General features: G+C 39.6%; 19 protein-coding genes and 1 pseudogene. 14 read left to right on the top strand and 6 right to left on the bottom strand.

Annotated elements, in window-relative coordinates; all coding sequences use genetic code 11:
- Nucleotides 1–27: 27 nt before the first annotated feature.
- Complete coding sequence (gene rimO, locus FTU64_RS01055; protein WP_180021706.1) at nucleotides 28–1371, bottom strand: 30S ribosomal protein S12 methylthiotransferase RimO; 1344 nt, start codon at nucleotides 1369–1371, stop codon at nucleotides 28–30.
- 352 nt (nucleotides 1372–1723) lie between these two features.
- Between rimO and glnL the strand changes: the two genes are divergently transcribed.
- Nucleotides 1724–2830 (top strand): nitrogen regulation protein NR(II), encoded by a 1107-nt coding sequence (glnL, locus tag FTU64_RS01050; protein ID WP_078188727.1) that lies wholly within the window; start codon nucleotides 1724–1726, stop codon nucleotides 2828–2830.
- Nucleotides 2820–4295: a nitrogen regulation protein NR(I) gene (glnG, locus tag FTU64_RS01045; protein WP_180021704.1), complete on the top strand. Its 1476-nt coding sequence runs from the start codon at nucleotides 2820–2822 to the stop codon at nucleotides 4293–4295. Before glnL ends, glnG begins: the two co-directional genes overlap by 11 nt.
- Before the next feature lie 71 nt (nucleotides 4296–4366).
- Here glnG and FTU64_RS01040 read toward each other — a convergent pair whose 3' ends face one another.
- From FTU64_RS01040 to mnmG, 3 genes are all read right to left on the bottom strand, one after another.
- A complete protein-coding gene (locus FTU64_RS01040) occupies nucleotides 4367–4693 on the bottom strand; it encodes a hypothetical protein (protein ID WP_078193710.1) in 327 nt (108 codons plus the stop codon).
- Between the two features lie 114 nt (nucleotides 4694–4807).
- Entirely contained in the window at nucleotides 4808–6013 is a 1206-nt protein-coding gene (mhpT, locus tag FTU64_RS01035) for a 3-(3-hydroxy-phenyl)propionate transporter MhpT (RefSeq protein ID WP_180059077.1), read from the bottom strand.
- A 343-nt stretch (nucleotides 6014–6356) separates the two neighbouring features.
- Nucleotides 6357–8237, bottom strand: a complete 1881-nt coding sequence (gene mnmG / locus FTU64_RS01030; protein ID WP_180003879.1) for a tRNA uridine-5-carboxymethylaminomethyl(34) synthesis enzyme MnmG — start codon at nucleotides 8235–8237, stop codon at nucleotides 6357–6359.
- A gap of 253 nt (nucleotides 8238–8490) precedes the next feature.
- Between mnmG and FTU64_RS01025 the strand changes: the two genes are divergently transcribed.
- The 8 genes from FTU64_RS01025 to purD all read left to right on the top strand — a co-directional run bounded on the left by FTU64_RS01025 (nucleotide 8491) and on the right by purD (nucleotide 16511).
- The gene (locus FTU64_RS01025) at nucleotides 8491–8841 is read left to right on the top strand and encodes a hypothetical protein (protein ID WP_078188731.1); all 351 of its coding nucleotides are present in this window, start codon (nucleotides 8491–8493) and stop codon (nucleotides 8839–8841) included.
- A gap of 147 nt (nucleotides 8842–8988) precedes the next feature.
- On the top strand, nucleotides 8989–9867 hold the full coding sequence (locus FTU64_RS01020; protein WP_180054440.1) for a bile acid:sodium symporter family protein: 879 nt from the start codon (nucleotides 8989–8991) through the stop codon (nucleotides 9865–9867).
- Between the two features lie 76 nt (nucleotides 9868–9943).
- Entirely contained in the window at nucleotides 9944–10831 is an 888-nt protein-coding gene (locus FTU64_RS01015) for a bile acid:sodium symporter family protein (RefSeq protein ID WP_180054442.1), read from the top strand.
- A 126-nt stretch (nucleotides 10832–10957) separates the two neighbouring features.
- Entirely contained in the window at nucleotides 10958–11860 is a 903-nt protein-coding gene (gene prmA / locus FTU64_RS01010) for a 50S ribosomal protein L11 methyltransferase (protein WP_180054444.1), read from the top strand.
- Between the two features lie 18 nt (nucleotides 11861–11878).
- Nucleotides 11879–12763 carry a DUF3426 domain-containing protein gene (locus tag FTU64_RS01005; RefSeq protein ID WP_180054446.1) on the top strand — a complete coding sequence of 295 codons (885 nt, stop codon included), beginning with the start codon at nucleotides 11879–11881 and terminating at the stop codon, nucleotides 12761–12763.
- 392 nt (nucleotides 12764–13155) lie between these two features.
- Nucleotides 13156–13425: a DNA-binding transcriptional regulator Fis gene (fis, locus tag FTU64_RS01000; protein WP_001086304.1), complete on the top strand. Its 270-nt coding sequence runs from the start codon at nucleotides 13156–13158 to the stop codon at nucleotides 13423–13425.
- Between the two features lie 95 nt (nucleotides 13426–13520).
- Entirely contained in the window at nucleotides 13521–15095 is a 1575-nt protein-coding gene (gene purH / locus FTU64_RS00995) for a bifunctional phosphoribosylaminoimidazolecarboxamide formyltransferase/IMP cyclohydrolase (protein WP_180003874.1), read from the top strand.
- Nucleotides 15096–15227: 132 nt separating this feature from the next.
- On the top strand, nucleotides 15228–16511 hold the full coding sequence (purD, locus tag FTU64_RS00990) for a phosphoribosylamine--glycine ligase (protein WP_120365368.1): 1284 nt from the start codon (nucleotides 15228–15230) through the stop codon (nucleotides 16509–16511).
- 59 nt (nucleotides 16512–16570) lie between these two features.
- On the opposite strand, the gene FTU64_RS00985 is transcribed toward purD, so the two are convergent.
- Nucleotides 16571–17350: a hypothetical protein gene (locus FTU64_RS00985; protein ID WP_180054448.1), complete on the bottom strand. Its 780-nt coding sequence runs from the start codon at nucleotides 17348–17350 to the stop codon at nucleotides 16571–16573.
- Nucleotides 17351–17406: 56 nt separating this feature from the next.
- On the opposite strand from FTU64_RS00985, the pseudogene FTU64_RS00980 reads away from it, so the two are divergent.
- A pseudogene (locus FTU64_RS00980) lies at nucleotides 17407–17961 on the top strand (GNAT family N-acetyltransferase).
- Between the two features lie 374 nt (nucleotides 17962–18335).
- Here the strand turns inward: FTU64_RS00980 and FTU64_RS16460 are convergent.
- Complete coding sequence (locus FTU64_RS16460; RefSeq protein ID WP_373683445.1) at nucleotides 18336–18524, bottom strand: pyrimidine/purine nucleoside phosphorylase; 189 nt, start codon at nucleotides 18522–18524, stop codon at nucleotides 18336–18338.
- Nucleotides 18525–19180: 656 nt separating this feature from the next.
- Between FTU64_RS16460 and FTU64_RS00970 the strand changes: the two genes are divergently transcribed.
- From FTU64_RS00970 to FTU64_RS00960, 3 genes are all read left to right on the top strand, one after another.
- Entirely contained in the window at nucleotides 19181–20053 is an 873-nt protein-coding gene (locus tag FTU64_RS00970; protein WP_180007758.1) for a MetQ/NlpA family ABC transporter substrate-binding protein, read from the top strand.
- Nucleotides 20054–20128: 75 nt separating this feature from the next.
- A complete protein-coding gene (locus FTU64_RS00965) occupies nucleotides 20129–21154 on the top strand; it encodes a methionine ABC transporter ATP-binding protein (protein WP_180054450.1) in 1026 nt (341 codons plus the stop codon).
- Complete coding sequence (locus FTU64_RS00960; protein WP_078188742.1) at nucleotides 21151–21846, top strand: methionine ABC transporter permease; 696 nt, start codon at nucleotides 21151–21153, stop codon at nucleotides 21844–21846. Before FTU64_RS00965 ends, FTU64_RS00960 begins: the two co-directional genes overlap by 4 nt.
- Nucleotides 21847–22157 lie beyond the last annotated feature (311 nt).

Genomic DNA, 22157 nt, shown 5'->3' with positions numbered 1-22157 from the left:
TAATTTCAATTACTTTTAATGAATCGTTTAAACAGACTTAACCGAGATCAGTTTTGCAAATAAGTCATATTCATCTGCATCTGTGATTTCCACTTCAAGTAAATCACCTGCTTTAATCACTGACTTATCGATATCTTCCACAAAAACATTACCGTCAATTTCAGGTGCATCTGCATAAGAACGCGCAACAGCAACAGGGAACTCTTCTTCAAGATCATCCACAAGTACTGTCATTTTCTGACCGATACGACTTTGCAATTTCGCAGCAGAGATTTCTTGCTGAACTTGCATGAAACGTTCATAACGCTCTTGTTTGATTTCTTCAGGCACATGATCTGGCAAATCATTTGCAGTCGCGCCTTCAACTGGTGAGTAAGTAAAACAACCCACACGATCAAGCTGCGCTTCTTTTAACCAATCAAGCAACATTTGGAAGTCTTTTTCAGTTTCACCCGGGAAGCCCACAACAAATGTAGAACGAATCACAAGATCAGGGCATTTCTCACGCCAAACTTTTAAACGCTCCAGTGTATTTTCACTGTGCGCAGGGCGTTTCATGAGTTTTAAAATCTTAGGACTTGCATGCTGGAATGGAATATCCAAATACGGCAGGATTTTGCCTTGTGCCATTAAGTCAATCACAGCATCCACATGTGGATATGGATATACATAGTGCAGACGCACCCAGATACCCAATTGACCCAATGCTTCACACATGTCATAGAATTTGGTTTTAACGGGCTGACCGTTCCAGAAGTCCAATTTGTATTTGGTGTCTACGCCATAAGCCGATGTATCTTGAGAAATCACAAGGACTTCTTTTACGCCTGCTTTTTTCAGCGCTTGAGCTTCAGTCAATACTGAACCTACTGGACGAGAAACCAAATCACCACGCATGCTTGGGATGATACAGAATGTGCAACGATGGTTACAACCTTCTGAAATCTTCAAATAAGCATAATGTTTTGGTGTTAATCGAATACCTTGTTCCGGTACTAGATCAATAAACGGATTGTGTTTCGGTGGCTCAGGCACGTATTCGTGCACAGCTTCCATCACTTCTTGATATGCCGCAGCACCTGTCACTTTTAAGACATTTGGGTGCATTTGGCGAATTTTGTCTTCGTCTTTACCTAAACAACCAGTCACAATTACGCGACCGTTTGAACTCATCGCTTCGCCAATGGCATCTAGCGACTCTTGTACTGCAGATTCAATAAAACCACAGGTATTTACAACTACTAAATCGGCACCATCATAATCTGATGCTACATCATAACCTTCAGTCTTTAACTGAGTTAAAATTCGTTCGGAATCTACCAATGCCTTAGGACAACCTAAAGAAACAAAACCGACTTTGGGGGATTTCATGAATCTGCGCTCCACTATAATCCGCGTATTGTATGTCTTTTCAAAACATAAAAACAGGTGAAAAGGCCACTCTTTATATTACGCACCAAAATAATGCTATAAATTCATCCATATAATTTCATTTGCACCATTTTAATGCATTTTTGATTTACAGCCTGTTTTTAATCGGCTATACACTTTATTTAAAGTCTTAAATAAGCGCATTTATTCAAATAAGCATCAAAACTTAGCGTATTTCTGAAATAGTTGGCTTATATCTTGCATAACTTGCATCAATTCGAACCTTATTAGATTGAACGATTTGCTTTATGAAGATGCCATTGCGCCATTTTAAGACAGGAACCTCTCGCTAATGGATCAGACTATGACGATTGATTACAGGCTTTTAGTGGATAATTTAACCACTGCCATTTTATTGGTCGATAGCAACCTGAATATTTTTTATTTAAATTCATCTTGTGAAGCGCTTTTTGACATCAGCTTACTTCGTGCATCAGGTCAGCCTGTATTAAATTTACTCCATATGCCCGATGATGAGTTCAATACGCATGATGCATTAATGAATACACTAACTTCCGGTCAGCACTATACGCGCCGAGAAGCAACGATTAATGTCAACTTTAAAGACATTCATGTTGATTACACCGTGTCACAGCTCAACTCAGGTAAACCCTACCACCCTTTGCTATTGATTGAGCTCAATCAAATCGACCGGATGTTAAAAATCTCTAAAGAAGAAAACCTGATTCAACAGCATCAAGTCGCACGACAACTGATTCGTGGTGTTGCCCATGAAATTAAAAATCCACTCGGTGGTATCCGTGGGGCGACACAACTTTTAGCGCGTAGCTTAAATGATCCGAAGTACAGCGAATTCACCGACATTATTATTAGTGAAGTAGACCGATTACGTAATCTTGCTGACACTATGCTTGGTTCAAGACAATTACCAAGTTACGAACCAGTCAATGTCCATGAACCCCTTGAACGTGTTCGTTCACTGATCGTCAACCAAACCAAAAAGAAAATTAAAATCACCCGTGATTACGACCTTTCTTTACCGGATGTTCTGGCAGATCGTGATCAATTGATTCAGGTCATGCTGAATATCAGCGTCAATGCCGTTCAGGCGATGACTGAAAATAAAGAGTTCTTTGTTGAGCATCAACCAGAACTCACCTTGCGCACACGTATTCAACGGCTAGTCACCATCAACGGTGTATTAAAACGTTCTGCGGTACGCATTGACATCGAGGACAATGGACCGGGTGTCCCACAAGAAATATTAGAATCCGTATTTTACCCATTAGTGACAGGACGAGCGAAAGGTACAGGCCTCGGCCTAAGCATTGCACAAAATATTATGCATCAACATAACGGAATGATTGAATGCCAATCAGTTCCTGGAAAAACAGTATTTAGCCTATATTTACCTTGGGAGTCAGATCATGTCGCGTAATAAGATTTGGGTCATCGATGATGATCGCGCCATGCGTTGGGTGCTGGAAAAAACATTCAAAGAAGAAGGTTTTGATGTTACCAGTTTTGAAGAAGCACAATCCGCTTTAGATCAGTTAAGTGTCGATGCGCCAGATGTTATTTTGACAGACATCCGTATGCCGGGTATTGATGGACTGACCTTTTTAGGTAAAGTCAAAGGCAACTACCCTGACTTACCTGTGATCATTATGACTGCACATTCAGATTTAGAATCTGCTGTGTCGAGCTATCAAACGGGTGCTTTTGAATATCTACCAAAACCTTTTGATATTGATGAAGCCTTAGCACTTGTAAACCGTGCAATTTTGCATATTACCAAATTGCAACAACAAGAATCTGCTAAAACCGCTCAACCGATTCAATCTACAGAGATTATTGGTGAATCACCTGCTATGCAGGAAGTCTTCCGTGCCATTGGTCGTCTTTCTCAATCACACATTACTGTATTAATTAATGGTGAATCAGGCACGGGTAAAGAATTGGTTGCGCATGCGTTGCACAAACACTCACCACGTGGCAACAAACCTTTTATTGCGCTCAATATGGCAGCAATTCCAAAAGATTTGATCGAAACTGAATTATTTGGCCATGAAAAAGGCGCGTTCACAGGTGCCAACACACAGCGCCAAGGTCGTTTCGAACAAGCCAATGGCGGGACTCTTTTCCTTGATGAAATTGGCGACATGCCATTTGAAACTCAAACACGTTTACTGCGTGTTTTAGCGGATGGCGAATTCTACCGCGTTGGTGGTCACATCCCAGTCAAGGTGGATGTCCGTATCGTTGCGGCAACACACCAAGACTTAGAAAAGTTAGTACATGAAGGTCGCTTCCGTGAAGACTTGTACCACCGTCTAAACGTCATTCGTATTCATATTCCAAAACTTGCACATCGTAGTGAAGATATTCCGATGCTTGCACAGCACTTCCTAGCAAGTGCAGGCAAAGAGCTTGGGGTAAGCCCGAAAATTCTGCGTCCTGAAACGCAAGAATACATGCAAAAACTGCCGTGGCAAGGTAATGTGCGTCAGCTTGAAAATACCTGTCGTTGGTTAACGGTTATGATCACAGGCCGTGAAGTTTATCCAGAAGATTTACCGTCTGAATTAAAACAGATTCCAATCCAAGGCACAGATGGCAATCCTGCTACTCAAGGGATTGATCGTATTGGTGTGCATCACTGGGATGAGTTACTTGGTCAATGGGCCGTACAAAAACTTAAAAATGGTGAGATGAAAATTCTCGACATTGCCACACCAATGTTTGAACGCACCCTCATCAATGCTGCACTACAGCAAACACGTGGGCGTAAGCGCCATGCAGCAGAACTTTTAGGTTGGGGTCGCAATACCTTAACCCGTAAACTTAAAGAACTCGGTATGGACAGTGCCGAAGATGATGTCGAAGAAGAATTAGAAAGTTAATTTTCTGATTTACATAAAAAAAGCCAGTCACTTGACTGGCTTTTTTTATGTAAAGATTTTTTAGCAATATTTTATGCCGTAAAGCCGACATAACGTGAATAACCTTCCACCCCTAAATCAGACTTATAAATCAGAAACTCAGGGAAGCTCGAGGCGGTAATTTCAGTAAACATATGATATTGATCATCATTGGCATGCAAGTCATCGACTGTATGCTGCATAGTTTGCTCAAATTCATCGGTAATAAACTCAAAACCAATATCCATTGCAATAAACAGCACATGCTCACATGGCTGCACATACTGCTCTTCTGACCAATCAATCACTTGCTGCTGACAATGTGGACACTGAATGTTATCTGAAGGAGAAATATCAAGTTCGATCAATTGATAAGACATAGAAGTAAATTTATTCATGAATATTAGATTTATTCTAACAAAACTTAGTTTCAGCTAAAGATATTTATTCAATAAAAAAGGAGCCGTAGCTCCTTTAAATATGACTGATTTCGATTATTTCTTGAGGGATGACTTATAGGCTGACAATGCAGCCACCGCGATAGCCGACAAAGCAATACCCGGCGCACTTGCAATTAAAATACCTGTCGTTCCTAGACCTAGCGCCAAAATCTTACCTGTGAGTAATGGACCTGTCATTGCTCCCAAACGCCCCCATGAAATCGCACTCCCCACACCTGTTACTTTCCCAGCTGGTGTATAGAAAATTGGAGAGATCCCATACAAAATAGATTGACCACCTGTAGAGAAAATCCCGCCCATGATGCCTGCTGCAATGAGTACAGGAATGGAATTTGTTGTAAACAGCACAAATAATGCTACAAACAAACCTGAATAGATAATCACTGCCATTTGCCATAATTTTAGGCGATCAAGCAAGTAGCCTAAACCGAGCGTACCAATTACTGCGCCCACTTGGAACATCAACATGATCATAAAAGCTTGTTGCTTTTCCAACCCTTGTTCCATAAGCAAGTTAGGCAACCAACTGATCAGAATATAGTTCACCATTAAGGTAAAGAAGAAACTCAACCAAAGCGGCAAGGTATATTTATAACGCTGTTCAGCAAAAAGGATTTGCCCCATCGGTGGAACCGCTTCTTTGCTTTCTGCCTGAACTTTTTCAGTACGCTTATCTTTTAAGATAATCGCCATGAATGGAATTAGAATTAAAGGCGTTAAACCACCAATTAAAAACAGTGTATGCCAAGAGATATCTTTAAAAATAATACCCAAGCCAGCAACAAAGATTGCACCTACAGGTAAGCCGCAGTACATCAAACTATTTAAGCGCCCACGGTTAGCATCCGTCGCTTCATCACCCACCACCGAGATCATCGTTGGCATCGCAGCACCCAAACCTAAACCTGTAAAGAATCTTGCGATATATAAAATTTCAATGCTTGGTGCAACTGCCGTTATTGACATAAATACACCGAAGATAAAAATCGACAACATCAGGACTTTCTTTTGTCCCAAATAGTCAGCGACACGCCCCCCAAAGAACGCGCCAAATAACATACCAAATACACCTAAGCTAAACACATAACCCATTTGCACTTGATCTAAGGAAAATGTCGCTGCGATTCCTTTTGCTGCGATACCGGGTGCTTGTAGGTCAAAACCTTCAAAAAATGCCACCCAGAAACACAAAAATACCGTTAGAAATTTTTGCATTTTTCCCGATTGTTGATTTGCCATAATCGAACTCCATTCATGTAGCGTAAACCCACTTGTACGCCATGCCCTGAAGTTTCGGCTTTATTGGGTAGAATAAATACCACTACAAAGGTCGGAATTCACACGACCAAAAGCCCACTATTAAGACTTAAAACTTTGTATATCAATAGTTTTTAGATCTTATTTTTTGTATTTATATTTTACTATCAATCACTTAAGTTTATGAAAGATTTTAATAATCAAACCATAGCTAAAACTAATGATGATCAAAATATTCATTTAATCCGATCAAATACCAGCAGCCAATAATTTATTGGCAATAAAAAACCCGCAACTGAGCGGGTTTTTTATTTAACTCAAAATCTTATGCAGATTTTTTCGCTTGGTTATTCTTACGAATCGTAATCATCACCAATTGAACAGCCGCAGGTGTAACACCCGGAATACGGCTTGCTTGAGCCAATGTTTCAGGCAATACATTTTTCAGCTTCATGGTGATTTCACGTGAAAGACCAGAAACGACATCATAATCAAAATCAGCAGGAATACGTGTATCTTCCAAACGCTTCATTTGCGCAACGTCTTCTTGCTGACGGTTAATATAACCTGCATATTTCACAGCAATTTCAATTTGCTCTCCAACAAATGCTGAAACTTCTGAACCCGTCAATTCAGCAATTTGCGCAAAGTTGATATTTGGACGTTTGAGCAAATCAATTGCATTGGTTTCTTTAGACAGGTCATCACCAGTCATTTCAACGAATTTTTTGCCTAGTGGATTGTTTGGCGCTGCCCAAAGGTGTTGTAAACGACCTTTCTCCGTTTCTACAGCTTCCATTTTTTGGCAGAACGAATCCCAACGCGCATCATCTACCAGCCCCATTTCACGACCAATGGCAGTTAAACGCTGATCCGCATTGTCTTCACGAAGCATCAAACGGTATTCCGCACGTGACGTGAACATACGGTACGGTTCTTTAGTACCGAGAGTAATCAAGTCATCAACCAATACCCCCATGTACGCTTCATCACGTTTTGGTGTCCATTGCTCTTGATCCCATGCACGACGTGCTGCGTTTAAGCCTGCAAGCAAACCTTGCGCTCCCGCTTCTTCATAACCTGTTGTACCGTTAATTTGACCTGCAAAATACAAGTTATTAATCGATTTGGTTTCTAAAGAGAATTTCAATGATTGTGGGTTGAAATAATCATACTCAATTGCATAACCCGGACGCAATATGTGCGCATTTTCCATACCACGAATCGAACGAACCAATTCAAACTGAACGTCGAATGGTAAAGAAGTCGAAATACCGTTTGGATAAAGCTCATGTGTGTCCAGACCTTCAGGTTCCAAGAACACTTGATGCGAATCTTTATCGGCAAATTTATGAATTTTATCTTCAATCGATGGGCAGTAACGTGGACCCACACCTTCAATCACACCGGTATACATTGGTGAACGGTCTAAGCCGCCACGAATGATATCGTGAGTTTTTTCATTGGTATGTGTGATATAGCAATTGATTTGCTCAGGATGCATCGACGCATCACCCATGAACGACATAGTTGGAGATGGGAAATCACCTGGCTGTGGCGTCATCACAGAGAAATCAACTGATCGTGCATCGATACGTGGTGGTGTACCAGTTTTTAAACGACCTACAGGTAAGTTCAATTCACGAAGGCGCGCAGCCAATGAAATTGAAGGAGGATCGCCCGCACGACCGCCTGAAGCATTATTTAGACCTACGTGGATCACACCACCTAGGAATGTACCTGTAGTTAATACAACAGTTTTCGCATCAAAGCGAATACCCATCTGAGTAACCACACCTTTTACAGTATCGCCCTCAACGATTAAGTCGTCAGCTGCTTGTTGGAAAATATCCAAGTTCGCTTGATTTTCTAAGGTTTCACGAATCGCAGCTTTATAACGAATACGGTCAGCCTGTGCGCGAGTCGCACGAACAGCCGCACCTTTACGTGAGTTTAAAATACGGAATTGAATACCACCTTTGTCAGCAGCCAATGCCATTGCACCGCCAAGCGCATCAATTTCGCGTACTAAATGTGATTTACCAATACCACCAATGGCTGGGTTACAGCTCATCTGCCCTAAAGTCTCAATATTATGAGTTAAGAGTAAAGTCTGTCGACCCATACGTGCCGCAGCAAGAGCTGCCTCAGTACCCGCGTGACCGCCGCCGATAACAATGACATCGTAAACTTTAGGATAATGCATAGTGGTAAAGGAGATTAAAAAAGGATGACGGAAGATTATAGCAAAAATTCACCGATAAGTTGACTGATTAACTCGATTTTATTGTTATTGACTACTGTTTTATGCCTATATATTTCTTTAAGAACATACATACTTTGCATATTCCACATAAAAATATACATTTCTCAAGCAAATGTTACTCGAAGATTGTTGTTTTATTCTGATGATTTTTTATTCTGTTATAGATCCCATGAGAATCATAAGGACTATAAGCATGAATAAGAATATTTTGCTATCCACGGTTTTATGCGGTTTATGTTTATCACCACTTGCTGCCTCAGCCAATGATAAAGTTGAGAAAGTGTATGATGCACAGCGATATCAACAAGTCTGTAAAGGTAAAAGCCAAGGCGCTCAAGTATCATTTGCCTATCGCGGTATTATCTGGAATGGTACCTGCGAACCACAATTTTTTAGCTCTTCCAAAAATGCAAATCTTCATGGCGAAGAAGCCGAATTATTAAGCACATGTAGTGCAGATGCAAAAGCAACTACTGCAACGATTAATGGACAAGAAATTAAAGGAAAATGTGCTTTAGGGTTCACTCCTCCTCGTCCTAAATAAACAGTTGTCGATAAAAATATCGACCAATTAACAGATCAAAAATAAAGCGGGTAAAACATCAGTTTTTACTCGCTTTTATTTATTGCTTATTTATTAAACTGAGATAAACTCAAAAACACTATAAGGATAAAAATATCAGGAAATTCCATGGATTCGGGATTATTTGCATTTTTTCTACCCATCGCTTTAGCCATTATGATGATGGGTTTGGGGCTTGAACTTTCAGTCAAAGACTTTTTACGCGTTGGACGCTATCCAAAAGTTATTTTCATCGCTTTATTTACTCAGCTTATTCTACTGACCAGTATTGCTTTTTTCCTGTGTAAGTTGCTTGAGTTACCCCCTTTACTCGCGGTCGGGCTCATGTTGCTTGCGGCTTCACCCGGCGGCCCCACTGCTAACCTTTTTAGCTACCTATATAAAGGTGACGTTGCATTAAACATTAGCTTAACGGCCATTAACTCAGTTGTATCGTGCTTTACATTGCCTTTTATCGTCAATCTATCCATTTTGCATTTTGTTGGTGAAAGTACCAGTATTGGTATGCCTATCGATAAGATCACCCATGTATTTCTGATTATTTTGATACCGGTATGTTTCGGTATGTTTATTCGAAACTCCTTTCCAACCATTGCATATCACATCAACAAGCCGATGCGAATGTTGTCTATTTTCTTATTAATTCTTATCTTTACACTCGCAGTTTTGCGTGAACAATCCAACATAATGACGTATTTTGCCAGCGTCGGCATTGCGACCTGTTTACTCTGTTTCAGTGGCTTATTTTTGGGTTACCTAATTCCGTTCCTCGCAGGTGTACCGGAAAAGCAGGCACGTGCGTGTACCTTTGAGATCGGCATTCATAACACTAGTATCGCCCTAACCATCGCACTGAGTGTGCTTGAAAACACCACAGTGGCGATACCTGCCGGTGTTTATTCTATTTTTATGTATTTATTGGCGACCTTATTTGGTTTTATTTTGACGCGCCGTGGCAGTCACCTGATTCAACAAGTGAAAACCTAAACTATTTTTTTCTAACGCAATCACCATAAGGAATTTGGTGAAAAACCATTAAATATGCTCAAGGAGAATAAATACGATGGATTCTGGAATTATTACGGTTCTTTTGCCATTAGCACTGGCCTTTATTATGATCGGGCTTGGGCTAGAACTTACCCCCAAAGATTTCGCACGTGTCACCAAGCACCCTAAAGCCGTGTTGATTGCATTATTTTGCCAGCTCGTGTTGCTTGTCGGTATCGCCTTTCTACTATGTAAACTGTTAGCATTACCACCACTGCTTGCTGTCGGCTTGATGCTACTCGCAGCCTCACCCGGTGGTAGCACAGCTAACTTATTTAGCTATCTATTTAAAGGTGACTTGGCTTTAAATATTACCCTGACCGCCATCAACTCTGTCATTGCAGCATTAACCCTTCCATTGATCGTTAATTTTTCGATCATGCACTTCATGCAAGAAGGTCAACAAATCAGTCTGCAGTTTGGAAAAATCCTCCAAGTTTTCGGCATCATTATCATCCCTGTCGGTATAGGCATGCTGCTTCGTCACTATGCACCTAAACTGACTGAGAAACTGCATAAACCACTCCGTATCTTTGCTGTGGTCTTTCTCATCTTAATTATTATCGGTGCTATTTACTCTGAACGACAAAATATTGCGGCTTATCTAACTCAAGTTGGCTTAGCAACGGTTCTATTCTGCATCTTTAGCTTATGTATCGGTTATTTTGTTCCGCGACTTTTCGGCATCAATAGTGCTCAGGCACGTGCATGTGCATTTGAAATCGGGATTCATAACAGTACGTTGGCCATGACCATCGCCTTAACGGTGATGGCCAGCTCTGCAGTTGCAATGCCTGCGGCAGTATATTCAATCTTTATGTACATCTTTGCCGCTGTATTTGGCTTCCTAATTACACGTTTTGCACCAATCTCGACAACGACAACCGAAACAATTAAAAGTTAAGGCACTGAAAAGTTAAAAGGATGCTACGTGCATCCTTTTATTTTTTGTCAATTTTGATAATCGCTAGCTGCAAGTTGCCGAGTTCCGTTACAATAGCTTTTTATAAAACTCATTTAGGTTATGTCCGTGAAGTGGTTACAAATTCATATTACTGTTGAAAAAGCTCAAGTTGATTACACTGAAACGCTGCTCAGTTCTTTAGGTGCAGTCAGTGTCACGCTAGATGATGCAGAAAATCAGGATTTACTTGAACCACTTCCAGGTGAAACACCACTTTGGAATAAAGTGATCGTAACTGGTATATATGCACAAGAAGATAATGAAGAAATTGATGTTGCAGCATTAGAAACATTTATTAAAGCTCTACTTCCTGAAGCACCAATGCGTAGCGAATTCATTGAAGACCAAGAATGGGAACGCACATGGATGGATGCTTATGAGCCTATTCAAATTGGTGAGAAATATTGGATTGTCCCAGAATGGATGGAAGCGCCAGAAGCAGATGCCGTTAACATCAAACTAGACCCAGGTCTTGCTTTTGGTACTGGTAACCATGCATCTACATTCCTATGCCTACAATGGTTAGGTAAAGTTGATCTTAAGGATAAAATCGTCATCGACTACGGTTGTGGTTCTGGTATTTTAGGTGTTGCCGCTTTACTTTTGGGTGCAAAAAAAGTTTATGCCACTGATATTGACCCACAAGCCGTTTTAGCAACACAACAAAATGCCGAATTAAATGGTGTACTGGAAAATTTGTATGTAGGCCTACCTGAAGAGTTCAACCAAGAACTCGCTGGACAAAAAGCCGATGTGTTTGTTGCTAATATTCTTGCAGGCCCTCTAATGGCCTTGGCTGCAGAATTCTCAACTTTAATTAAATCTGAGGGCGAGTTCGCACTTGCAGGTGTAATTGAAGAGCAAGTTTCTGATGTTTCTAGTGTTTATTCTGAATTTTTTGATATATTAGACGTAGAAAAACGTGACGAAACATGGTGCCGAATTTCGGGTAAACGCCAACAGTATTAAAATTTAAAATGTGTACTTATGAGCGACAAATTAACTAACTGCCCAACTTGTTTTACAACATATAAAGTAACTGTTCCGCAGCTTACTGTCGCTCAGGGCATGGTTTGTTGCCCAAAGTGCTCTACATCTTTTAATGCACTGTCTCATTTGGTGGTAGATAAAGCGTTGTCTTTTTCTACCCCTGAGCAAGAAAATGCACCGCAAAAAAACTCCAATACTATTATTAATGTCAGCGAATTTAATAATACGCTTACACCAGTGACTGTTGAAGAAACACCAACCCACCATTTATTAAAACTATTTGATCAAAAAGTCGAAAACTCTAATATCGATCTAAAAACTTATTTAAATAACTTAAATTATTTCAGCACCGAACCGATCGGCAACCTGCCTGCTGTAAATTGGGCAGAACAGGCTGAAAAGGATAAAAAACGTACACCACTGAATTATTTTATGTGGTTCTGTATTAATGCTTTCTTATTTGGTGCACTTATATTCCAGTTTTTCTGGTTCAATCCTCAATATTTAAAAAATAGTCCAGTGATGGGTGCTGCATTTACTGCGGTCTGTGATGTATTCAATTGTTCACGTCTAGAGGAACATTACAGTTTAATTAGTACCAAAAAAGTCAAAATTCGTAGCATTGGAAATAATGAAACACGTTTTACAGGTGAAATGATCAATTTTCATGACCGTAGCCTTGCCTTACCCAATATGAAAATTTCACTAAAAGAAAATGGTGCTGAAATAGCAAACTATACGCTTTTACCTGAAGAGTATTTGGATAAAAGTCTGCATGGTATCCAACGGATCCCAAAAAGTAGTCCTTTTAAATTCCAATTTAGCCTACCAATTGCACGCAAAAGCTTCGATAATTATTCAATTGAGTTGATTCGCCCCTAATATTGAAAAAAACTATTAAAAAAGTAAAAAAAACATAAAAAAAATGCAGTTTTCTTGCTCACTTTTTCCTAGACAATGGTATGATACGCGCCACGAAAGCTTTGTGCTGCAAACTCCTCGCTAATTTTTCACAACAAATACAATCCCAACCGTGCGCTTTATTACTTATTGCGTATTGAGTAGATTTTTTGTTTGTTTTTTAGGCTGTAACAATTATTAATCTATTGTTACGCTTATTTTTCGAACAATTTTGCGAGTTGTGTCAAGCTACAAGTAATGTACAAGTTTTAGAACTCCGCATTAGGAACTAAAACGGAGTTCATTCAAGTTTATAGACCACTTTTAACAAATCACTTTACCCAAGTGATATTTGATTTTTCGGATTAATTCGCATGAATAGCAAATCTCCTATTTTTACTGCACAATCTGATGTCGCTCTTCGTATTCACGTAGATCGCGCAGTTCGCCATTACTTTGCACAATTGCAAGGCGAGCAACCATCTCAGGTATACGATATGGTGCTGGCGGAAATGGAGAAGCCTCTTCTATCTGTAGTTCTTGAATATACACGTGGTAATCAAACCCGTGCTGCTGAGATTCTCGGCTTAAACCGTGGTACTTTACGTAAAAAGTTGAAAGCTCACGGTTTAATGAGTGAATAAATGATAAAATGCTTGCGGCTTCCGCAGGCATTTTTTTTAACCTGCATTTTGCTAATTTTGTTTTAATCTGTTCCTTGAAAACTGTGACGAAGATCATGACTATTAAACGCGCTTTAATCTCTGTGTCTGACAAGACTGGAATTGTTGAATTTGCACAAGAACTTGCTGCTCTAGGGGTAGAAATTTTATCTACTGGCGGAACATACAAATTGTTGAAAGACAATAATGTTGCCGTAGTTGAAGTTTCAGAGCACACAGGTTTCCCAGAGATGATGGACGGCCGTGTAAAAACGCTACATCCGAAAATTCATGGTGGTATCTTAGCTCGTCGCGGTCTAGACGAAGCTGTGATGGCTGAACACAACATCGATGCAATCGATCTTGTAGTTGTTAACCTTTATCCGTTTGCAGCAACTGTTGCAAAACCAAACTGTTCACTTGCTGATGCGATTGAAAACATCGATATCGGTGGTCCGACTATGGTTCGTGCTGCTGCGAAAAACCATGCTTCTGTTGGTATCGTGGTAAATGCTGCTGACTATGCAACTGTCGTTGCTGAGCTTAAAGCTGAAGGTTCACTTTCACATGCAACTCGTTTTGACCTTGCGGTTAAAGCATTTGAACATACTGCTCAATACGACGGTATGATCGCTTCTTACTTAGGCGCTCGCGTAGGTAAGGAAGAAGGTCAAGCAGATAAATTTGCGCGTACTTTCAATACTCAATTGAACAAAGTTCAAGACTTACGTTACGGTGAAAACCCGCATCAATCTGCTGCTTTCTATGTAGAAGACACAGCGACTGAAGCTTCAGTTTCAACTGCGAAACAGCTTCAAGGTAAAGAACTATCTTATAACAACATCGCAGACACTGACGCAGCACTTGAATGTGTTAAATCATTCGCTAAACCTGCTTGTGTAATCGTTAAACACGCAAACCCATGTGGCGTAGCAGTATCTTTAGACGGCATCCAAGCGGCTTATGACCTTGCTTATGCAACTGACCCTGAATCTGCATTCGGCGGCATCATTGCATTTAACCGCGAATTAGATGTTGCAACTGCGCAAGCCATTGTTGACCGTCAATTTGTTGAAGTGATCATTGCTCCAAGCGTTGCTGAAGGCGTGCTTGAAGTTACTGGCGCGAAGAAAAACGTACGTGTACTCGTATGCGGCGAGCTTCCTGCAATTACTGAACGTAAAGCTCAGTTAGATTACAAACGTGTGAATGGCGGTTTGTTGGTTCAAGACCAAGACTTAGGCATGATCACGAAAGATGACCTTAAAGTTGTGACTAAACGTGCACCAACTGAAGCAGAAATTGATGACTTAATCTTTGCTTGGAAAGTTGCGAAATACGTTAAATCTAACGCGATTGTTTATGCGAAAGGCCGTCAAACGATTGGTGTTGGCGCAGGTCAAATGAGCCGCGTTAACTCTGCTCGTATTGCTGCAATCAAAGCTGAACATGCTGGTTTAGTGGTTGAAGGTGCGGTAATGGCATCTGACGCATTCTTCCCATTCCGTGATGGCATTGATAACGCTGCAAAAGCGGGCATCAAATGCATTATCCAACCGGGTGGTTCTATGCGTGATGAAGAAACGATTGCTGCAGCTGATGAAGCTGGTATTGCAATGGTCTTCACTGGCATGCGTCATTTCCGTCACTAAGTTGGCAACTTGATCATGACAATTAAGCACAGTCTTTTGCTTAATACACTAGATTTCTAATCTTGCATAAAGTCCTCTCCTGCTTTCAGGTTGAGGACTTTATGTCATTTTCGATTCATGGAGTATGAACCGATGAATATTTTAGTTTTGGGTAATGGCGGTCGTGAACATGCATTGGCATGGAAAATCGCACAAGATGACAAAGTTGCAAAAGTATTTGTAGCACCGGGCAATGCGGGTTCTGCAACTGAAAATAAATGCGAAAATGTTGCCTTAAATATTTTAGACAACGCTGCGATCATCGACTTTGCTAAAAACAATGCGGTGGATTTAATCGTGGTTGGCCCTGAAGCACCGCTTGTAAATGGTGTTGTGGATGCTTGCCGTGAAGCGGGTGTAAAAATTTGGGGCCCAACTCAATTTGCTGCACAGCTTGAAGGCTCTAAAGCATTTGCGAAGCACTTCTTAAAACGCCATAACATCCCAACTGCTTTCTATGATGTATTTACAGAAGTAGATGCTGCAAAAGCATTTGTTGAAAAAAATGGTGCGCCGATTGTAATCAAGGCTGACGGTCTTGCTGCGGGTAAAGGCGTAATTGTTGCCATGACCAATCAAGAAGCATTCGATGCAATTGATGACATGCTGGCTGGCAACAAATTTGGCGATGCCGGCTCACGTGTGGTGATCGAAGAATTCCTTGCGGGTGAAGAAGCGTCTTTCATTTGTATGATTGATGGCGACAACATCTTGCCGATGGCGACTTCACAAGATCACAAACGTATCTTTGAAGGTGACCAAGGTCCAAACACTGGCGGTATGGGTGCTTACTCTCCTGCGCCTGTTGTGACTGCTGACGTATTTGAAAAAACCATGAATGAAGTGATGCGTCCTACGGTTGAAGGTATGAAAAAAGACGGTCATGTTTATACGGGTTTCTTATACGCAGGCTTAATGATTGATGAACAAGGTCAACCAAAAGTGATCGAGTTCAACTGTCGTTTTGGCGACCCTGAAACTCAACCAATTATGATGCGTTTAAAATCATCTTTAGTTGATTTGGTTGAAGCTGGTATCGCTGGTAACTTACCTGCGGAAGCTGAATGGGATGAGCGCAAGACTGTAGGTATCGTACTTGCATCTAAAGGCTACCCAGAAACTTCTAGCAATGGTGATGTGATTTCTGGTTTAGACACAGAAATGGCTGATGCAAAAGTATTCCATGCAGGTACAAAAGCGCTTGAGAATGGTGACATTGTGACTGCTGGTGGTCGTGTACTTTGTGTGACTGCGCTAGGCAACACCATTGGCGAAGCGCAAGCGAAAGCTTTAGAGCTGTGCCAAAAAGTAACGTTTGACGGCGTTCAATACCGTAAAGATATTGGTTACCGCGCAATTGCACGTGAAAATGCCTAATCATTCATTTGATTACGAAAAACCCCGCTAAATGCGGGTTTTTTTTAATTGTCACATTTCTATGCACTAGGTTTGTGTTGAGGGCTTCCTTTCCATTTAAAAGAATTTAAAACTTCTGTCAAAATTGACTGCAAGTGATTCATTGATTCTGGTGAAACATCTACTTCACCATAATGACCATCTGCCATAGTTGATCCATACTTAGAGCCATTTAAACAATTTAATATTAATGCACCTTGTTGAGCATTAATAAAACTATTCTCAACAGGCTTTAAATCCAAAGGCTTATTATATGCCCCCAATCCCCTTGATCTATCTTCGAGATGCTGGGCGGTATTCCTAACACCACGTAAATCAGGAAAATATTCTGACATTTTCAAATACGTAGTTTTCAGCTCCGTTGGAACATCTTTATTATTTGATAAAACTTTAAGAAATTTATCAAAAGTATCCAAAGCATATAAAAATGCTCGTGCATATATAAATGCTAAATTATGATTAAACTCCCTAGGTATACGACCTTGACTCCATTTTTCTCTTTTAAAAATAATTTCCGTTTTTAAATTAATCTCTTCCATATAATCCCAATGATTCTTACCCTCTTGTAAAATCTCAACTTCAATCTCCTTCCTTATTTCACTTCTTCTATTATTTTCTCGAAGCCAATCATCTTTAGAAGTTGATTCTTGGTGAACCATTGAATGAAACAGATTTAAAGCTAAATTTGCCTCAAAAAATTGCGCTTCTAACGAACGAAGCTGACTTTCAATCGCCCAACTCCATTCACGATCTTCATAATCAAGCCAAGTCCCAGGTATAATTATTTCAAAAATATACATCACATCTACTCACGGTCTTTTTATAATAAGAATAAGGAAATTATAGTATTACATATATGATACAACTCCCAACCCCTCGCCTGATCCTACGCCAATGGCAAGACTCCGATACTGCTCCATTCATCCACATGTGTGCAGATGATGACGTCATGCGCTATTTCCCTAACAAACTTGATGCTTCCGAAGCCACTGCATTTATGCAACGCCTACACGATGCAATAGAAATACGCGGTTGGGGTTTATATGCTGTCGAGCTTAAAGCTACAGGAGAATTTATTGGCTTTATCGGCTTACACGCACATCCACCCGAGTTCGAAATAGCTGATGCCCCTGAAATTGGTTGACAACTACTGCCACAATATTGGCATCAAGGTTATGCCACCGAAGGTGCAAAAGCTGTACTTAAACATGCTTTTCGAAACTTAAGATTAGATAAAGTTATTTCCTTTACAGCAAGTTTGAACACTCCATCAGAACATGTCATGCAACGCATTGGTATGCAAAAAGTCCGTGAATTTAATCATCCGCATGTACCAGCGGATCATCCATTAAACCGTCATGTACTCTATGAAATTCAGCGCAGTGATTATTTGCACATCCCCTTTTGCTAATTCAATAATTATTCACGGCAAAACTAAAGTACATTAACTCTGCCAAACAGTGGTTATAGGTGATGTTAAATACTTTAATTTTAGTTACCGCAGGATTTCGTATAAGACAGCAAAATCATTCATGTAATCATATAAAAAACCCCGCTAAGTGCGGGGTTAAGAAAAAATATCAATATCGATCACTAGCAATTAAAACATCTTGATGTGTAAGCTGAAGCAACTCCAACCTGTTTAAGCATGCTTAATCAAAATGTCATACATAATCAACGACATCAGTACATTGCACTTTAAAAAATTGAATCTTGAGGAACAATAAACCTTTCGCCAGAAGTATATTGAACAAACTCGACCTGCTCCCCAATTTGCACAACACACTACCCCGATGTGATTTCAACACGTTCTTTCACATGCACCTCAAACGTCATAGGTTGTTCTGATATCAAAAATACACCAATGGTTTTTTGGCTACCATCTTCAATTTTTAAAACATGGCTCACCCATCTACCGCCATAATGTACCGTAGGCTTTTTTACAATTGAGACGAAATCAAACTGATTTAACATAGCGTGCCGCACATAGCAATTTATTATGATCAATTATTAAGCAGTTTATATTAAACAATATAGTGGATTCAATCTTCATCAGATTTAGATCTAAAATTTTGAAAAACCATGAATCAAAGTTGAACTTCAAATATATCAATAAAGATTTCAACTCAGCTTAGATTGAAGCACTTCGTTATTTTCACATATGAATGTTACAAATTTTGTGTATGACAGGACTTATTTCATTTTTATCATTTTTTCAGCAATACTTTTTAAAATTTGTTATATAGACCTAAACTTATACAAATGACGTACTTAAATAGTTTAATTATAAATAATATATTGTTTTTACTTATTAAATTATTTAATTAAACATATTCCATATACATTTTTGGTGCTAAGCATAACTTTTTAAATCACTATATTGAATAATAAAAAATTGATATGATGCCTAGCGAAATATAGAGATTTGCTTTATTAAATCTTTTGTTTACAGCAGCTTGCAATGGCTATCTTTTCCCATTTGGAAATAGACTCAGATCTAATTGTATAAGTCTGTGTAGCATTTTAAATTATTAAGCATCTATCAGCCTGTCTGATAAAAGACTTAAGTAAATCTCTCCATAATATGATTTGTGAATTTATTAATTTTATAAATTTACTCGGGTGAATATATGAAAAAGCTCCTAGGATTAGTTCTCGGTTTATCTGTGGGCCTTTCAGGCTGTGGTAAACAAGAAGCTCCTGCAACTGACGCCGCACAACAAAAAGACACTGCAGAAGTGCAAACTGTTACCATGGCTTCGACTGGTTCAGATGCTGATATTTGGCGCTATATTGCTACGCTTCCTGAAACTAAAGAAGCTGGCATTAAACTTGAAGTGAAAAACTTTACTGACTATGTGTCTATGAACACTGCTGTAGCGAACAAAGAAATTGATGTTAATGCATTCCAGTCATATGCCTATATGGTTGCGTTTAACGACAACAATAAAGATAAAATTGCACCGCTTTCGACAACTTATTTAGAACCAATGGGTATCTATTCAAGCAAAGTTAAAAAACTTGAAGAGTTTAAAACAGGTGCAACCATTGCGATTCCAAATGATGGCGCAAACGAATCACGTGCATTGTTACTACTTCAATCTGCTGGCTTAATCAAACTTAAAGCTGATTTTGACGATGTAAAAGGTACACCTGCTGACGTCACTGAAAATGCGAAGAAAATCGTAATCAAGCCAATCCAAATGGCGACTGCGGTTCGTGTTAAAGACGAAGTTGATGCGATTGTTTTGGGTAATACCCTTGCAATGGAAGGTGGTTTAAACGTACTGAAAGATGCGGTTTACTATGAGCCAATCGATCAAAGTACAAAAATGAACGTGAATATTCTTGCTGTTGCTGCTGACCGTCAAAATGACCCAGTTCTACAAAAAGTGGGCGCGCTTTACCACACTCCAGCAGTTAAAGCTTACATCGATGAACATTTTGGTGGTACTAAAATTGATGTAAACAAACCAACTAGCTACCTCACTGAAGCAAAATAGTAATATAATTTCTTCAAATAAACAGGCAAAGTTTACTTTGCCTGTTTTTTCATTTTTGAACCCTTTTTTGACGCTATGATCCAATTTAAAAATATCTCCAAGCATTTTGAGCTAAAAGGCCAAACCGTTACAGCACTGGATCAGATTAATCTGGACATTCCAGATGGCTGTATTTTCGGTTTAATTGGCTACAGTGGTGCAGGCAAAAGTACCTTAATCCGTTTAATTAATTTGCTAGAACGTCCGAGTGAAGGGCAAATTATTATTCATGATAAAGACTTTACTGCTTTAAATTCGGCAGAGCTGCGTCAAGAAAGAACCAATATTGGCATGATCTTCCAGCACTTCAATTTACTGCAAACCAAAACAGTTGCAGAAAATATTGAAATGCCGCTTAAACTTTTAGGTGTGTCTAAAGCTGAACGCCAAAAACGTTTAGAAGAGTTGCTCGAATTTATTGACTTAAAACATAAGAAATATGCCTATCCGGATGAGCTCTCTGGTGGTCAAAAACAACGTGTCGGGATTGCCCGTGCGCTTGCCAATCATCCTAAAATTTTACTGTGTGATGAAGCAACATCTGCTCTCGATCCGCAAACCACCAAGTCGGTATTGGCATTATTAAAGAAAATCAATCAAGAACAAGGCATTACTATTGTCATGGTCACCCATGAAATGGATGTGATTGAATCTGTTTGTGATTATGTTGCGGTGATGGAACAAGGGAAAATCATCGAACACGGCTCAACCTTAGAGATTTTTAGTCAGCCAAAACACAATACAACCAAAAACTTTATTCAAACTGTATTGCAGCAACAGCTGCCTGTTACTATTTTAAATAATCTAGAAAATCAAAACCATAACAGTATTTATTGTTTAAAATTTCTGGGCAGTTCGGCACAGGAAACCGTCATTCAAGCGGTAATTAAACAGTTTGATATTAGCCTGAATATTTTGTTTGCCAATATGACTGAAATTAATGGTGCGGTGATTGGACAAATGTTCGTTCAGCTATTAGGTGATGCAGCATTGATTCAACAAGCGGTGGCGTTCTTAGAACAACATGGCGTTGAAGTCACTCAAGCAGGAGTTCAGCAATGAGAGATTTAATTGTTCAATGGCTGACTCAAATTACAGCACCCTTTTGGAAAAGTTCTTTGTCCATGGATCAGTTCGTTACTGCCCTACAAGAAACTTTTCACATGGTGTTCTTTGCCATGCTCTTTGGCTGTATTTGGGGTTTTATCCAGGCCGTGATTTTATATGTCTCACGTCCACAAGGCATTTTGCCTAACCGTGTCATCTACCATGGTTTGAACCCGATTGTGAATGCGCTGCGTTCATTGCCATTTATTATCCTCCTGATTGCGGTCATCCCTTTGACCAAAGTCATTGTGGGTACTTCAATTGGTACTTGGGCTGCAATTGTTCCTCTCACAATCTATGTTGGTCCTTACATTGGTCGTTTGATTGAAACTTCGTTGCTTGAAGTGAATGACGGCATCATTGAGTCTGCCCAAGCGATGGGTGCATCTCCGCTGCAAATCATTACTAAATTTGTCCTACCAGAGTCTCGTAGCTCTTTGATTTTAAATTTAACGACTGCAACCATTAGCTTAATTGGTGCAACAGCCATGGCGGGTGCAGTAGGTGCAGGCGGTATCGGTGATCTTGCCATTTCTTATGGTTATCAACGTTTTGATAGTAGCGTGGTCATCATGACCGTCATTGTATTGTTGATTTTGGTACAAATTGTTCAAAGTCTGGGGGACTGGTTATCGAAACTGCGCTAAGCCTGCATAATTCATATATTTAAGCTCTCCTCGGAGGGCTTTTTAGTTTCTTAGATTCTAAAATTTAGTTTTTAATGCCGCAATTAAACCAAAATTTTTTTTAGTTTTAAATTATTTTGACGGCAAATTAGCAACACCATAAAATTTAAAATATAACCTTCAATATTACGTTTACAAAAACTTGAGTGAGTACAAAATATCAAAAGAACAGGATTTTATATTCCCCATAGAAACTACACTGACAGCAAAAATTTTCCGCTTAAATTTTTTTCACAACGGGGATATTCATCACTTCAGCAGTATCTGCATCC

The organism is Acinetobacter sp. YH12128, from assembly GCF_013418655.1.
GTDB lineage: Bacteria > Pseudomonadota > Gammaproteobacteria > Pseudomonadales > Moraxellaceae > Acinetobacter > Acinetobacter amyesii.
Note: the sequence above shows the minus strand (reverse complement) of the source record. Positions and strands in the feature narration are given on the sequence as shown.